Below are 12,647 nucleotides of genomic sequence, written 5' to 3'. Positions count from 1 at the left end.
TGGCGGGGCCGCGTTTATGTTTGGTGGTGTAGATCGGTCGTGGCGGCCAGGGGATGAATGCCGGCGGCCGGATGATGATCACGTCCTGCGGCTCGGGGCGCTTTCGGACCCGGAGCCAACTTGTTATCCGGTTGAACATGCGGCCTCCTGCTCAGATGATAACGGGGCGAGCTCCGGTGATTGCGCCGGCCTCAGCGATTGGGTAAAGGCGCCGGGAAACATGTTGATCGCGCTGTCCAGCTCGTTGCCCCAGTGGTCCCATCCCGGTGCAGACTGGCGGGCGAATAGCTCGATGCGCGGCACGTCGCCCAGCAGCTCGACCAGATGATCCCGAAACTCGGGCGGCTTGGCGCTGTGCTCCATGCGGGGGTAAATCTGCAACTGGCGCACACTGGCACTCAGGCGGGGCGGCAGCTTGCCCTTGACCGCGAAGAGCATGTCTTCGCTGTTGGCTCGGGTCATGTGGCCCATGCCGATGGCGATTTTGTCGGTCTGCTTCTTGTAGGTCTTGCCCCAGGTGAAGCCCTTCATGGTCATCAGCCTGAACCCCCAGGCCTCGACCACCTTCAGCGCCTCGGCGGGCATGGTGGGTACCCACCACATCGCCAGCAGGCAGCTGTCGGCGGCCAGGGTATGCACCGGCAGCCGGCAAATATCCTGCAGGCTCATCACCGGGTATTTGAAGTGGGCGCCGCGCTCGCCACTGCCGCACTTGTCGCGGTATTGCCAGGGCGGATCGGCAAGAATAAGGCTGTACTGGTTCACTTCGCCCCCTGCTTGTTCAGGTTGTGCTGATTCACGTATTCCCGAATTTGCTCACGCACGTTGACCAGGCCGCGTTCCAGCCGGGCCTCGGTGGCATAGAGCACGTCCAGGTCGTAATGCTCACCGGTTGGGCCGTTCTGGCCTATCTGGTCGATGCGGGTTTCACTCGGCCACTGCCGGCCCTGGGTTACGTCAACGATGGTGGACCGGGTATCAATCAGGTGTGCGGGCATGGGTGGCTCCGTAGGGGATCAGGGTAATGTGAATGCGGCCCTCTTTGGGCTGCCATTCGTTCAGGGCGTAGGGCAGGCCGTCAACCATGAACGGCTTGCCTTTGCGCTTGGCGGTGGCCATGGCCATCAGCTCGGGGCTGCTGGGCAGGTGCCGCTGGTGGATGGTGTGCATTCAGGCCTCCAGGGCAGGGGCTTGCGCCCCTGTGGTCAGTAGCTAATGTTGATATGGGATACCTGCCCCTTGGCGACGGCGCAGATCACGGCTTTGGCCTGCTCTTCGGTCAGGTCGGTGTGTGCCATCAGGCCAATCAGGGCGGCGTTGTTAACCTGCTTGCGGTGCTCGACGTTGGCGGCTTTGGCTTGGGCTTCGCGCCGGGCTTGCTCCGCTGCTTGCTGCTGCGCCAATTGCTCGGCGGCTACGCGCTGGCGTTCTGCCTCGATGGCTTGCTGCTGTTGTTGCTTCGCTCGCTGCTCAGCGTCGATGCGATCTTGTTCGGCCTGTCGCCTTGCGTTGATGGCTTGCTGCTCGGCCAGCTCTGCGGCGGCTTGTGCTTCGCGTTGCGCTTGCTCTGCCTGGGCCTTTAACTCGGCTTCGCGCTGCATGGCGGCATCCCGTTCGGCCTGGGCCGCCTGTTCTGCCTCGGCCTTGGCGCGGGCGGCGGCCTCGATGGCGATGCGCTGTTCGCGTTCTTGCTGCTCGCGCCGGGCGGCTTCCTGGCGCAGCCGCTCCAGCTCCACCTGCTCGGCTTCGCGGGCCTCAATGGCGGGTAGAGCGTCGTTCATGCGTTTCAGGCTGGCTTCTTTGGCCAGCGCCGCCTGCTCGGTGAATTCTTCCATGTCGGCAATTGAGGTGGCGGTGAGCTGCTGGATCTCGTCTTTCAGGTAAGCTGAGGTGTAATCGCGCTCGGGGTCGAACCAGCCGCGAATGTTGCTCAGCTTCTCTTCATGGGCGGCAACCCGCGCTTTCTCTACCGCCTCCCATTCATTCAGCGGCGCCCGTACTTCGTCGCGGAGGGCGTCCATGGCCTGCACGAACTCGCGCAGCTCGGTTTCCACGGTCTTGGGCATGGCCTTCAGTTGTTTGAGGTATTCGCGGCCGGGCTTCTCCACGGCGGTTTTGCTGCGGGCCACCTGCATGGCCAGGCTGGCAATGCGGGCGCGGCCTTTCTTGGTGGTTAAGTCGGGCACCTCACCCTTCACTTGCTCCGCTACCCGCTCGATAAAGGGGGATAACCCCCCAGTGGTGAATATTTTGGGCGCCAGTTCGGTGGTGATTTCCGGTAACGCTAATTCGGTGGTGGCTTGTTCGCTCATTATTCAACTCCTTCTGTTTTTAACATGGCATCCAGTAGTGCCTTCTTCTCGCGGTACGCCTTCATGGCGGTGTCGCGGTATCCTTCGGGCAGATCACCCAGGGTGGCCAAGCTATTGCCGGCGGCGCTGAGTTCGCCCTGGCTCTGTGCCATCCCCATCTGATCCACCACTTCCTGATAGCGATCTTCCTGCTCGTCGCTCCACACTGATTGCGGTTGCTCCGGTGCGGGCTTGCCGTCGATGGCGGCTTTCAGGTGGTCGATGGCGGCGACGGGAGGCGGTGCTGGGGTAACGTCTTTTTCTTTGTGAAAGTCCATGGGCTGGCCGCGCTCCAGCATATCCATGAGCTCAGATGCGTTGGGCAGTCGGCGGGCCAGGCGGTGTAATGCGCTCTTGACGGCCATGCGGTCGTACCAGTCAGCCCAGGGGCCATACTGGCCGCCCTTGCTGGCTTTGCGCACCCGGTCCACCTCTTCCTTGGTCATTACTTCGACGATCAGCTCGCCGGTTTTCAGCTTGGCAAAGGCAAAGGACAGGATGAACTCGCCACGGCCAACGAACTTGGGGCGGTAGTTGATGTGCTCGCCGTTCTCGTCCATCCAGTAATCGAACTCGTCACCCTCGAATACGGCCTTGCCGGCGATGACGTCTATCTGGCCGGATTGGCGGGCGCGTTTCAGCACCCCGTCCACCATGGGCAGGTATTGGGCTTTCTTGATCCACTCGTCGCGGCCATTGCGCTTGACCTTGGAGTTGTAGACCACCAGCGCGGCCTCGCGGTTGTCTGGCACTAGGCCGTCTTTGGCGCAGTCGGACAGCGCCATGATAACCGTATTGGGGTCTGCCTCTGCCAAGTCGGGGCTTTTGGCCATGGCGACCGCTGCGGCCCGTACAAACGCCTCTGGCGTGATGTGGGCGGGCAGCAGGGAGTAAATACCCTGCTTTTCAATTTCGGGGGCCATCATTTCGTAAAACGCGCCGACGGTGCCGGCTGCCACTTGCGTACCCATTACGTTCTCCTTGCCCAGTAGGGGGCTTCAATTGGTTGGAAGTCGTGCCAGTCATCTTCGACGCGGCAGCGGTGGTACTCATTGAGGTTCTTGCGGTACAGCTCACGCCCCAATTGCTTGGCCTCTTCATCCAGCGGCCTGACGCGCACCGGGTACTTGCCGCAACTGATGGTTGAGCTAACGATTAAGAACAGGAATATGGGGTCCTCGCCAAAGTGCTGCTTGTAGCCATCGCAATACATGGCGTCTTGGCGGTGGTAGCAAAAATCAAACACTTGGCGCTGAAAGCGGTCCATGCCATCGACTTTTTTAACGTCGATGATGATGGGTCGGTCTTTCAAGAAGCGGTCGGGTCTAATGCGACATAGCTCGCCGGTTTCCTTGTCGGTCCAGTAGATACTGGCTTCGGCGTGGCCTTCTGACTCCAGCAACCAACGGGCGTCGGGGTGTGCCATGGCGCTCTCTCGCATGAAGTTAAGTTTGCGGCCCTCTTCGACGGTCATGATGGTTTTGCCAAGATCCGAGCATTCCGATAAAAATGCCTGCTCATTGGCCTTGCCTGCCGTGGTGCGCCGGTTGAATTCCGGCGCGATGATGAAGCGGTCTTTGAATTCGTCCGGCTCCAGCAAAATACAGTGCAGGGCGGTACCCATGTCCAGCGGCTTGGTCTTATCCTCATCCACTGGAGCGGCTTGGTTCCAGATGAAGGTAGCGGGGGATTCATCTATCAACCCCAGGCCGCTGTTACTGATGCCGGGGCTGTTGTGATAGTCCTCGTTGCTCAGGTCGTAGTGGATGCCGGGGCCGGTGATGGGGGTCACAGCAGATCCCCCCAGTTACCGGTGCGGTCGGCTTCGTCGAACAACCCGGCGGCCTCCTCGTTCAGCATGTCCTCGATTTCCGGCCTGATAAGCAGGGCGGCATCGGCCAGGGCGCTGTTGGTGGTGCGCAGGTAATCCAGCGCCTCGGGGGGCATGGTGGCGATGGCCACCAACATCCGGCTTAGGGGTAGGTTAAGCGGGTCGTCCCGGTCGGCCTGTCGCTCGCTGAATAGTTGCCACAAGCTCATTTCGTCCTGCCGGTGGTCACCCTGGGGGCGCTTGGCGAAGGCGGCTAGCTCGTTGGCAACATGCTGTTCGCAGTAGGCTTCACGGGCCTCCCGCTCGGCCTGCTCCGGATCTTTGCGGCGGGCCAGGGTGGCGGCGGTGGGCGGCAGGGGGCGGCGGTTGAAGCTGCTCTGAATGCGTGGTTGCATGGTTGGTACTCCTTACCAGTGGGGTCTGAACGTGGCCTGACCCTTGCCGGTGGGCAACTGCTGGGCGATGGCGGCGAGCCGGGCGTGGTGGTGGTGGATGAACTCGAAGGGCGGGCGCTTGCGTTTGCAGCTGCGCTGCCAGCCTTGAGCGGTGAGTTCGGTTATGACGGCGGCCACATTGAGCCGGGTTATCGGGGTCATACGGGCCTCCGTTGGGTGTAAAAAAGCCCGCAACAAAGGCGGGCAAGCGGGGTTCAACACAGCGGTCGACGCACTCCAGCACTAGGCAGTGGAATGGTTGGCGTAACAATTCGGAATGCGCCGGGCGCTGTGCTGATGATGAAGTCACATCGGTCAAGGCCTCTACCAACTGGCACCGCTTAATGCCAAGTAAATGGTGTGAGCGGTAGAGGTCTTGCCGATATGCGGCCCGTAGCGGGGGCCAGTCGGCTGAATCACCGCCATTTAAACCTGCAGCGAGCAGGCAAAGGAGTCGGCAGCTTCAGCAGTCAGTGTTATTGGATCCCGCCACCGCTGACTGGGCGGGCGCACATGGCAATCATCGGTCAAGAGCCAGGCAGCTGGATGCTTTAATCCCCATGGCCCGTTCGGCGTGAAAGTCGCACTGACTGCACGTTGCTCCGCGTCGCTTTCTCCTGGCTCTTGCCGATGAGCCCGGCAGGTGCCGGGCCTGCATTACGCTTTGCTGGGCTTCACCTTGGGCCACAGGATGACGACCAGGGTGGTGACCAGCAGTAGATCTACACCTACCGATAGCAGCCGGCTGGTGAAGTCGATGAAGACGATGGCCAGCAGCATGATGACCGCCATCAGGTTGCGAAAGGCGGGGCTCATGCCGCGTCCAGACCGTATTCTTTGAGGCTGACGCCCAGCACCCGACCTACTTCCTTCAGGATTTCCAGTTCTTCGGGTTCAATTTCTCCATCCGCCTCGGCGATGGTGATCATGGTGACGAAGACTTCCTCCGCTTCTTGCGGGGTGTTCTTGATGTCTGCGATTTCGCGCAGCACCTTCATCTTGCCGATGCGGAATCCGGCGTCGAACATGGCGGTAAAGCGGTTGATGGTTTTGCCGATCTCCGGGCCAAAGTGATCCAGTGAGGGGTTGGCCTGGATCTGCGCCTCGAGGTTGGCCAGTTCGGCGTCTTCCAACTCACCATCGGCATAAGCAATCAGCAGGCTGCCGCCAACAATCGCCTCCATCAGGTCGCGGTTGTTGAACTTCTGCACTTCTGCTTTGGCCTGCGCCGTTTTCTTACCAAACAATTTACTGAGCATTTCCATTTCCTTCTGTGGTCATTGATGAGGGTTGCAGTGCAACGGTCAAGGGTTCTGCTGCTGGAGATTGGCCCATCCGCTCCAATGCTTTCTTTCGCCCTGACTACCCCAATGTCTTCCTCGTAACGAGTACCGAGATTGTTAGTCACCGTAACTAGAAACCCTCTCGGGAGTCGCAGCTTCAAAACCCTTGCCGTTGCCCACTGTTAACGCCAGTGGGTAACGTTAAAACTCTGCCCTGCGCCGTCCGGATTGCTGCCCTCGGCTGGGGTCTTTGCAGTTATTCCCCGCGTCACCGGCTAACCGGGTGGGCCTGACCTGCGCCAGGGTTCTGCGACTGCTCGCTTGGACTCGATTGTGTAAAGAACCTGCTGCGCTACGTCCCGCTGCGTTGATGGGGTAAAGTTAACTCAAGGAAACTTTGCCGTCAAGCATAAAGTTTACTGAAAGAAACTGAGGGGGGGGGGGGGGTGGTTAAATTTCAGGCACAAAAAAACCCGCAGGGCGGGCTTTGATTTTTTTGAATTATTTTTAGTTTCTACCCGTAACGGGTGGCACCGAGAAGGTTGGCGGCGCGAGCCAGGTACCGAAAGACCATCACAGGTTCTGAATTACCTGCCTGACATACCCCACGATCCGGCAGTTCCCATTGATGGGAATGGTCGAATACTTGGGGTTGAGCGGCACCAGGTAGCGGTTGGGGCCATCTACCTGCAGTCGCTTTATGGTGGCTTCATCACTGCCGTCAAGCATGGCTACCACTATCCTGCCGCTGTCCGGGGCCGGGTGTGGTTCAACAATTACAATCGATCCCTCTGGTATAGAGGGGCTGGCATATGGGTTAGTCATCGAATCACCCTGAACTCGCAGGGCAAACGCTTCTCCGCTTACATTTAACGTGGTCACTTGATATTCCGTGCTGCTATCCAGGTGCTCACTGCTGTAGTTTGCCGTCCATCTTCCTGCTGTTACGCTGGAAATGATGGGCACTCTCCGTGTGGGTTCAAACTGTATCCCTGTTGGCTCCTTGGGCTCCCGTCCACTGGTTAGCCATTCCGGCGTTACCTTTAAGCACCTGGATAGAGGGATTAGATATTTAACCTCGGGTATGGCGTTGTGATTGATCCATTTTGACACAGCTCCCTTGGTCGCCTTCGTTGCTGCGGCGATATCCACCTGCCTAATCTGCAACTCCCGCATTCTCTCTGCAACGCGTTCTGAAAACAATCTCATGTCTGCTCTCGCTGGCCAATCTTGTTTACAAGGGTAAACAAATTGCAGTCTCTTCGGGTTGACTTCTAAAGTTTCCACAAATAAACTCCGTGTAAATGTTTAGGAGGTACACCATGACCCATAGCGAATTAATCGACTTCTTTGGATCTGGCGTTGCGGCAGCGGAGGCGCTGGGGGTCGGTCGGTCTTATGTCAGTCGCTGGCAGCTTGATCGCATCCCTGATCTGTATCAGGCCGCCGCACACAGTATATCCAACGGCAAGTTGACCCCCGACGAGAAAGCCAAGGCATGGATGCGCCAACACTTTCCGCACGGACTAAAAAAGAAGCTTATCGCCGCCTAAGCGTGGCACCAGGTAAGGAAAACAGCAAAAAGAAGCCCCACTCGGGGAAGTAGAAATGAAAAAACCCGCTGCTTTCGAGGGCTCACGGGTTTCTTCGAACCAACCACAAGGAATGATTGATATGAGCAATGTTAATAAAAGAACTACCCGAAAGCCAGTTTTGCTGAACTGCAGGTACATCACCTGGGCAGAGCTGAATGCCATTTTCGTGCGCCGCAAAGCCCAACTGCAAGCCGCCAGCTAAGGGGAACACCATGAACTTACCGATTAACACCTTTGCCGGTGAGCTAACCATGTCCAGCCGTGATATTGCCGATCTGGTGGATGTGCGGCACGACAACGTGAAGCGAACCATGGAAACCCTACGCGACAAGGGGCTGATTGCTTTTACTCAAACTGAGGAAAAGACCAATGGCCGGCCTGCCATCATTTACCACGTCAACAAGCGCGACAGTTACGTGGTAGTTGCCCAGCTTTCTCCCGAGTTCACCGCTCATCTGGTTGACCGCTGGCAAGAGCTGGAAAAGAAAGCCGCCCGCCCCCTCTCTAAGGCCGAAATGACCCTGATGGTGATCACCGATCTGCAAAACGAGGTGACACAACAGGCAGCACTGATCGAGCAGCAAAAGCCCGCCGTGGAGTTTGCCAAGCGCATTGCCGGGGCCGACAAGGGTGTGAAGCTGGGCAACTTTGCCAAGTCGTCCGGTTTGGGCCCAAGGCGCATTTTCGAGATCCTGCGCGAGCACAACATCCTGATGACCGGCGGTGACCGCCATAACCTGCCGTATCAGGAATACATAGAGCGCGGTTACTTTACCGTTCGCCAGTCCACCTATGAGGCCAACGCCGAAACCCGGATTAGCCACACGCCGCTGATCACCGGTAAGGGCGAGCAGTGGTTGACCCGCCGCCTGTTGGCTGTGGGTGTACTCAAGGCAGTGGTTAATGGGGGTGAGGTATGAAGCGCGAATATGAAGTAACCCTGTGGGCAGAGGCCTTTCAGCACGCGACCATGCTTGAAAAGATTTACCTCAAGAATGGCAACACCATCAACACCCCGGAAGTGTTTATGAGGCGATCGGATGGCCGATCAGAGTTCTCGTATTACGCTCCGGTTGCCCTGTGTGGATTACCCATGGATCAGGTTGTAGGTATATACCTCGACTTCGCCTCGGATTGTGCGTGCGAGGCACTGCGGGAGCTGGTAGAGCGCGGCGCCGAGCTGGCCCAGTCACACGTAAAAAGGGGCGAGTCGTAATGCAGTACAGGGTAGTTATCAATCAAATCAAGGCCCTTGAGTGGGGCCTTAACTCTCAGCAAGCCATGCTGTTCGCGTTTGTGTATGAATGCCCGTCCTGGTGTAACGCGATCACCCACAAGGGTGAGGTGTTCTACACGCTGAGTAAATCCAAGGTAGTCAGTGAGTTGCCACTACTGACTGACAAACCTGACACGGTTTATCGCATGCTGAAGGCGTTGCAGAAAAAGGGGCTCGTTGCCTTGAGTAGCACCGACTCAATAACGCTTGTCAGGCTCACCCAAAAGGCGGCCGAGTGGAACCGAAACACCACTGATAATTGGGTCGGAAATAAATCCGATGAGGGTCGGAAAAATTTCCGAGGGGGGTCGGAAAAATCTCCGACAAATCAGTATACCAGTAATCCATATACCAATAATCAAGACATAGACACTAGGTCCATCGCCAAAAAAACGGCGACAGACCCCGCGCGAGTTGAGGCCGATCCGTTTGATGAGCTTTGGCCCTGCTACCCCAAGCGCGAAGGCAGCAACCCCAAGAATCGAGCCAGGCAGAACTTCAATGCTCGCCTCAAGGAAGGCCACACCGTTGAAGTCATGGCGCAAGGGCTGGCCCGATACGCCGCCTTCTGCCAGGCCAAGGGGCAGACCGGCACCGGCTTCGTGATGCAGGCGCAACGCTTCTTCGGCACCGCGCTGGAATTCCTGAACGACTGGGCGGTATCACAAGCCGGACCGTCGCAACGCGAAAACGACAAGGACTACTGGGATCGTGCCAACAACGATCAGTCTTGGGCGGATGACCTGGGGATATGAGCATGGAACAACGACGCAATCAGGGGCCCATGTCGCTGGCCCAAATTACCGGCAGCAACCGACAGCTGCCAAGCGAGCCGCAGCAGTACCAGCGCCCCAGCCTGAGCCAGCAGGATCGCAAGGTGGTGAGCGATGTATTCACCCAGCTGCAAAACATCTTTCCGGCCTGGAAGCATGCCTTTCCGACCGACGACAGCCTGACCGGCGCCAAGCGGGAGTTTGCCAAGGCGCTGATCGAGGCGGGTATCACCGGTCTGGACGCCATTGCCCGGGGTATGCGCATTGCTCGCCAGCAGGATATCCCCTTCTTTCCGGCGCCTGGCATGTTTATCAAATGGTGTGAGATCACCCCGGAGTCGATGGGCCTGCCGGCCATGGGAGTGGCTTATCAGCAGGCGGTCAGCCTGCGCATGAACCACCCGGCGGTGAAGGTGGCCGAGAAAGCGACCCGCTACGAGCGCAAGACCCTGCCCGAGGCCGATTATCGGGCGGCATTCGATCGGGCCTATCAGATAGCGGTACGCCGGGTGCTGGAGGGCGAAGACCTGGAGGCGGAAATTCTGAAGGCATTGCCGACCCGGGAGCAGGTACAGCACTCGCAGGAGTATTACCGCAAAGCGGGCGTCAAGGGGCTGGCACTGGTCCGCGCCAAGCTGGGCAAAAACAACAACAACGGGACAGAACAGCAATGAGCACGCAAACCCTGAACGCCCTGGTCAAGCAGTGGCTGGAACACAACAAATACGAGCCGGAGCTGTACGCGGCATTGATCGAGCAGGTGGATACCGCAGTCATGCAGCACTTCATTGGCGGCAAGGGCATGAACCAGATGCAGGCGGCCGCCGAGCTGGGCATCAACCGCAAAACCGTGGCCGACAAGGCGCGCCGGGCTGGGTACCGCTTCACCCGGAGGGAGCAGGCATGAGCAAGCTGGGAACGGCCAAACCAAACGAGAACGCCATTAAAGTCGTCAAGGCTGCGCACCAGCATGGCGGCTGGCTGGGATTCACCGAAGTGGCGGCCCTGACCGGACTGTCCGAACGCCAGGCGGCGGACGCCATAGTGCGGGCCACCATGATGGGGGATGAGTGGTGTGGTCGCACCGGTTGGGACGAGCGGATGGTCAAGAGCGAGGCCGGCGGCGTGCGCAGTGAAATCAAAATTATCGCCATTTTGGCGTTGCCCAGCATCAGCGCGCACTTCGCGTCTGACCGGGTGAAGCAGATCTTGATCGACAACCCCGGCCGGCAATACACCCTGAGCCAGCTGGCCCAGATGGCCGATTGCAGCCCCGGCACCGCCAGCTATGCCCGTAAGACATTCCGTCAGTATGGCCCGGCCGGCAAGCCACCGAAGCCGAAGGCCAAACGTAGCGCCAAAGTGAAGCGGCAGCAGGATATGGCCAACAGCCTGATCCACAAGGATGAGGTGGTCGGCGGCGAGATGAGCCGGCGCTTCCGTCAGCTGTGGCCGGCACCCGCTACGGCAGGGAGGGCGCAGGCATGAGCAAGGCAAAGACCCGCAAGGAGCGACTGGCCGAGTATTTTACCGCCGGGGGCGAGCCGCTGGAGTATCAGCAAATCGCCGAACTGCTGGGCGCGACCGAAAGCGCCGCCAGCAGCGTGATGTCCGAGCTGGAGCACGCCAGTGACAGCACCGGCATGTGGCAGGCCGATGTTCGCCGGGTACCGCGCCGCACCCTGTTTGACCTGGAGCGGGTGCCGACCAAAGTAGAGCTGACCCGCGAGCGGGTACGGCAGGCACTGCTGGCGGACGGCGGTATCAACAACCACCGGCTGTCCAAGAACATGCGGTGCTCCGAACGGCTGGTTAGCAATGTGCGCGCCGAGCTGGTGGCCAGTGGCTGGCAGCAACCGCCCATTCGCACCAATCGCAGCCAGGGCCGGGAGATAGAGAGCGCCACGGTCACGCCGACGCTGCGCCATCCGGAAGACGAGCCCTATCTGCGCCGGGCGCTGCGCTTTCGTGAAGTCTGGCCGGTCAGGGTGTTGGCATGACGCTGTGGAATCTAGTGATGGCCAGCCTGGGGCTGGTCGTATCGGTGATGTGGGTAGTCGAGTTATGGAATATGGTCAAGTATGACAACAGCAATAACCAACCGGATGACGGGGCCCTGGGTCAACGTGGCGGCCCCGGAATCGACGCCTGCCGACGTTCTGGACCAACAGCTAGGGCGATGGGCAAGTTTGCAGTTGCACCGCCTCAGAACGCGGGAGATTGCGCGGCACGACATAACCCAGGAGTTGCGCAAGATGCCGGAAGAGAAACAGGCAGGGGCCAAGCGTTGGCTGAATCATTACCGGGCAATGAGGGGAGGGTAAGCGAGTGAGTCAGCTCCAGATGATTATCCAGCAGCCGGCTGACTTCGATGCCTTCATGCTGGCCGCCAGGGCGCTGCCGCTTAACAAGCCACTGGTGGCCGAACTCAAGCCGCACAAGCGCAAGCGGTCGCTGGACCAAAACGCCCTGTACTGGATGTGGTTGACCGAGCTGTCCCGGTACCTGACCAACCGGGGCCGCAAGTTTGCCACCAAGGACTGGTGTCACGATGCCATGCGCCATTCGTTTTTGGGCATGAAGGAGCAGGAACTGGTGGACGTGATCACCGGCGAGGTCACCGTCACCCGAGCGCTGCGCAGTACCACGGGGCTGAGCACCGGCAGTTTCACCCATTACCTGGAATCGATAGAGGCCTGGGCACTGAACATCGGCTGCCTGTTGCCGGTACCGGAGCACAGCGAATACATGAAACTGAAGCGGGAGCAGGAGGCATGAGCAAAACCAAGGCAGAGCGTCGGCATCTGGATCTGGTTTCCTCGTTGGGCTGTGTGGCGTGCAGGAACCTGGGCTATGGGCCGACGCCCGCCGAGATCCACCACTTGCGCACCGGCCGGGGTATGGCGCAGCGGGCAAAACATACCGAGGTGCTGCCGTTATGCCCGCCGCATCACAGGGCCAGTTACCCCACCGGTTTTCATGCCAATCCAAGGGGCTGGCAGGCGCAACATGGCACCGAGCTGGAGCTGCTGAAACAGACCCTTTCAGATCTGGAAAAGCTGACCGAACTCTTTGTTTAATAACGAAAAAGTCACTCTTTGAGG

General features: G+C 59.2%; 22 protein-coding genes. 11 read left to right on the top strand and 11 right to left on the bottom strand.

What is annotated here, in order from left to right; translation table 11 throughout:
• Positions 1-123: 123 nt before the first annotated feature.
• The 11 genes from HNR62_RS05330 to HNR62_RS05280 all read right to left on the bottom strand — a co-directional run bounded on the left by HNR62_RS05330 (position 124) and on the right by HNR62_RS05280 (position 7,186).
• The gene (locus HNR62_RS05330) at positions 124-765 is read right to left on the bottom strand and encodes an MT-A70 family methyltransferase (RefSeq protein ID WP_204795056.1); all 642 of its coding nucleotides are present in this window, start codon (positions 763-765) and stop codon (positions 124-126) included.
• Positions 762-998 carry a hypothetical protein gene (locus HNR62_RS05325; RefSeq protein WP_204795055.1) on the bottom strand — a complete coding sequence of 79 codons (237 nt, stop codon included), beginning with the start codon at positions 996-998 and terminating at the stop codon, positions 762-764. Before HNR62_RS05325 ends, HNR62_RS05330 begins: the two co-directional genes overlap by 4 nt.
• Positions 979-1,170, bottom strand: a complete 192-nt coding sequence (locus HNR62_RS05320) for a hypothetical protein (RefSeq protein ID WP_204795053.1) — start codon at positions 1,168-1,170, stop codon at positions 979-981. Before HNR62_RS05320 ends, HNR62_RS05325 begins: the two co-directional genes overlap by 20 nt.
• Before the next feature lie 35 nt (positions 1,171-1,205).
• On the bottom strand, positions 1,206-2,312 hold the full coding sequence (locus HNR62_RS05315; RefSeq protein WP_204795051.1) for a hypothetical protein: 1,107 nt from the start codon (positions 2,310-2,312) through the stop codon (positions 1,206-1,208).
• Positions 2,312-3,322, bottom strand: a complete 1,011-nt coding sequence (locus tag HNR62_RS05310) for a recombinase RecT (protein ID WP_204795050.1) — start codon at positions 3,320-3,322, stop codon at positions 2,312-2,314. Before HNR62_RS05310 ends, HNR62_RS05315 begins: the two co-directional genes overlap by 1 nt.
• Positions 3,322-4,143: a PD-(D/E)XK nuclease-like domain-containing protein gene (locus tag HNR62_RS05305; RefSeq protein WP_338044074.1), complete on the bottom strand. Its 822-nt coding sequence runs from the start codon at positions 4,141-4,143 to the stop codon at positions 3,322-3,324. Before HNR62_RS05305 ends, HNR62_RS05310 begins: the two co-directional genes overlap by 1 nt.
• Positions 4,140-4,577: a hypothetical protein gene (locus HNR62_RS05300; protein ID WP_204795049.1), complete on the bottom strand. Its 438-nt coding sequence runs from the start codon at positions 4,575-4,577 to the stop codon at positions 4,140-4,142. The genes HNR62_RS05305 and HNR62_RS05300 overlap by 4 nt, the downstream gene beginning before the upstream one ends.
• A gap of 12 nt (positions 4,578-4,589) precedes the next feature.
• A complete protein-coding gene (locus HNR62_RS05295) occupies positions 4,590-4,778 on the bottom strand; it encodes a hypothetical protein (RefSeq protein WP_204795047.1) in 189 nt (62 codons plus the stop codon).
• A 495-nt stretch (positions 4,779-5,273) separates the two neighbouring features.
• A complete protein-coding gene (locus HNR62_RS05290; protein WP_204795046.1) occupies positions 5,274-5,432 on the bottom strand; it encodes a DUF3927 family protein in 159 nt (52 codons plus the stop codon).
• Entirely contained in the window at positions 5,429-5,875 is a 447-nt protein-coding gene (locus HNR62_RS05285; RefSeq protein ID WP_204795044.1) for a tellurite resistance TerB family protein, read from the bottom strand. The genes HNR62_RS05290 and HNR62_RS05285 overlap by 4 nt, the downstream gene beginning before the upstream one ends.
• 597 nt (positions 5,876-6,472) lie before the next feature.
• Positions 6,473-7,186: a S24 family peptidase gene (locus HNR62_RS05280; RefSeq protein ID WP_204795043.1), complete on the bottom strand. Its 714-nt coding sequence runs from the start codon at positions 7,184-7,186 to the stop codon at positions 6,473-6,475.
• Between the two features lie 35 nt (positions 7,187-7,221).
• On the opposite strand from HNR62_RS05280, the gene HNR62_RS05275 reads away from it, so the two are divergent.
• The 11 genes from HNR62_RS05275 (at position 7,222) to HNR62_RS05230 (ending at position 12,623) form a co-directional block, all read left to right on the top strand.
• On the top strand, positions 7,222-7,452 hold the full coding sequence (locus HNR62_RS05275) for a Cro/CI family transcriptional regulator (RefSeq protein ID WP_204795041.1): 231 nt from the start codon (positions 7,222-7,224) through the stop codon (positions 7,450-7,452).
• A gap of 55 nt (positions 7,453-7,507) precedes the next feature.
• On the top strand, positions 7,508-7,696 hold the full coding sequence (locus tag HNR62_RS05270; RefSeq protein WP_204795040.1) for a hypothetical protein: 189 nt from the start codon (positions 7,508-7,510) through the stop codon (positions 7,694-7,696).
• Between the two features lie 10 nt (positions 7,697-7,706).
• The gene (locus tag HNR62_RS05265; RefSeq protein WP_204795039.1) at positions 7,707-8,414 is read left to right on the top strand and encodes a phage antirepressor KilAC domain-containing protein; all 708 of its coding nucleotides are present in this window, start codon (positions 7,707-7,709) and stop codon (positions 8,412-8,414) included.
• Positions 8,415-8,587: 173 nt separating this feature from the next.
• Complete coding sequence (locus HNR62_RS16285; RefSeq protein WP_275588073.1) at positions 8,588-8,710, top strand: hypothetical protein; 123 nt, start codon at positions 8,588-8,590, stop codon at positions 8,708-8,710.
• Positions 8,710-9,525, top strand: coding sequence for a hypothetical protein (locus HNR62_RS05260; protein ID WP_204795038.1), 816 nt, complete (start codon positions 8,710-8,712; stop codon positions 9,523-9,525). Before HNR62_RS16285 ends, HNR62_RS05260 begins: the two co-directional genes overlap by 1 nt.
• A 2-nt stretch (positions 9,526-9,527) precedes the next feature.
• Complete coding sequence (locus HNR62_RS05255) at positions 9,528-10,217, top strand: replication protein P (protein WP_204795037.1); 690 nt, start codon at positions 9,528-9,530, stop codon at positions 10,215-10,217.
• Positions 10,214-10,450, top strand: coding sequence for a TBP family protein (locus HNR62_RS05250; RefSeq protein WP_204795036.1), 237 nt, complete (start codon positions 10,214-10,216; stop codon positions 10,448-10,450). The genes HNR62_RS05255 and HNR62_RS05250 overlap by 4 nt, the downstream gene beginning before the upstream one ends.
• Positions 10,447-11,031, top strand: a complete 585-nt coding sequence (locus HNR62_RS05245; RefSeq protein ID WP_204795035.1) for a hypothetical protein — start codon at positions 10,447-10,449, stop codon at positions 11,029-11,031. Before HNR62_RS05250 ends, HNR62_RS05245 begins: the two co-directional genes overlap by 4 nt.
• Complete coding sequence (locus tag HNR62_RS05240) at positions 11,028-11,543, top strand: hypothetical protein (protein WP_204795033.1); 516 nt, start codon at positions 11,028-11,030, stop codon at positions 11,541-11,543. Before HNR62_RS05245 ends, HNR62_RS05240 begins: the two co-directional genes overlap by 4 nt.
• 328 nt (positions 11,544-11,871) lie before the next feature.
• On the top strand, positions 11,872-12,321 hold the full coding sequence (locus HNR62_RS05235) for a recombination protein NinB (RefSeq protein WP_204795032.1): 450 nt from the start codon (positions 11,872-11,874) through the stop codon (positions 12,319-12,321).
• Positions 12,318-12,623: a Ref family recombination enhancement nuclease gene (locus HNR62_RS05230; protein WP_204795031.1), complete on the top strand. Its 306-nt coding sequence runs from the start codon at positions 12,318-12,320 to the stop codon at positions 12,621-12,623. The genes HNR62_RS05235 and HNR62_RS05230 overlap by 4 nt, the downstream gene beginning before the upstream one ends.
• Positions 12,624-12,647 lie beyond the last annotated feature (24 nt).

It is taken from the genome of Oceanisphaera litoralis, assembly GCF_016907015.1.
Lineage (GTDB): Bacteria > Pseudomonadota > Gammaproteobacteria > Enterobacterales > Aeromonadaceae > Oceanimonas > Oceanimonas litoralis.
This window is presented reverse-complemented; position numbering and strand designations above follow the sequence as displayed.

Coding starts and splice junctions, on each gene's coding strand:
- HNR62_RS05325 (WP_204795055.1), bottom strand. CDS start 998: ATGCCCGCACACCTGATTGATACCCGGTCCACCATCGTTGACGTAACC.
- HNR62_RS05320 (WP_204795053.1), bottom strand. CDS start 1,170: ATGCACACCATCCACCAGCGGCACCTGCCCAGCAGCCCCGAGCTGATG.
- HNR62_RS05315 (WP_204795051.1), bottom strand. CDS start 2,312: ATGAGCGAACAAGCCACCACCGAATTAGCGTTACCGGAAATCACCACC.
- HNR62_RS05310 (WP_204795050.1), bottom strand. CDS start 3,322: ATGGGTACGCAAGTGGCAGCCGGCACCGTCGGCGCGTTTTACGAAATG.
- HNR62_RS05300 (WP_204795049.1), bottom strand. CDS start 4,577: ATGCAACCACGCATTCAGAGCAGCTTCAACCGCCGCCCCCTGCCGCCC.
- HNR62_RS05295 (WP_204795047.1), bottom strand. CDS start 4,778: ATGACCCCGATAACCCGGCTCAATGTGGCCGCCGTCATAACCGAACTC.
- HNR62_RS05290 (WP_204795046.1), bottom strand. CDS start 5,432: ATGAGCCCCGCCTTTCGCAACCTGATGGCGGTCATCATGCTGCTGGCC.
- HNR62_RS05285 (WP_204795044.1), bottom strand. CDS start 5,875: ATGCTCAGTAAATTGTTTGGTAAGAAAACGGCGCAGGCCAAAGCAGAA.
- HNR62_RS05275 (WP_204795041.1), top strand. CDS start 7,222: ATGACCCATAGCGAATTAATCGACTTCTTTGGATCTGGCGTTGCGGCA.
- HNR62_RS05270 (WP_204795040.1), top strand. CDS start 7,508: ATGAAAAAACCCGCTGCTTTCGAGGGCTCACGGGTTTCTTCGAACCAA.
- HNR62_RS05265 (WP_204795039.1), top strand. CDS start 7,707: ATGAACTTACCGATTAACACCTTTGCCGGTGAGCTAACCATGTCCAGC.
- HNR62_RS16285 (WP_275588073.1), top strand. CDS start 8,588: ATGGATCAGGTTGTAGGTATATACCTCGACTTCGCCTCGGATTGTGCG.
- HNR62_RS05260 (WP_204795038.1), top strand. CDS start 8,710: ATGCAGTACAGGGTAGTTATCAATCAAATCAAGGCCCTTGAGTGGGGC.
- HNR62_RS05255 (WP_204795037.1), top strand. CDS start 9,528: ATGGAACAACGACGCAATCAGGGGCCCATGTCGCTGGCCCAAATTACC.
- HNR62_RS05250 (WP_204795036.1), top strand. CDS start 10,214: ATGAGCACGCAAACCCTGAACGCCCTGGTCAAGCAGTGGCTGGAACAC.
- HNR62_RS05245 (WP_204795035.1), top strand. CDS start 10,447: ATGAGCAAGCTGGGAACGGCCAAACCAAACGAGAACGCCATTAAAGTC.
- HNR62_RS05240 (WP_204795033.1), top strand. CDS start 11,028: ATGAGCAAGGCAAAGACCCGCAAGGAGCGACTGGCCGAGTATTTTACC.
- HNR62_RS05230 (WP_204795031.1), top strand. CDS start 12,318: ATGAGCAAAACCAAGGCAGAGCGTCGGCATCTGGATCTGGTTTCCTCG.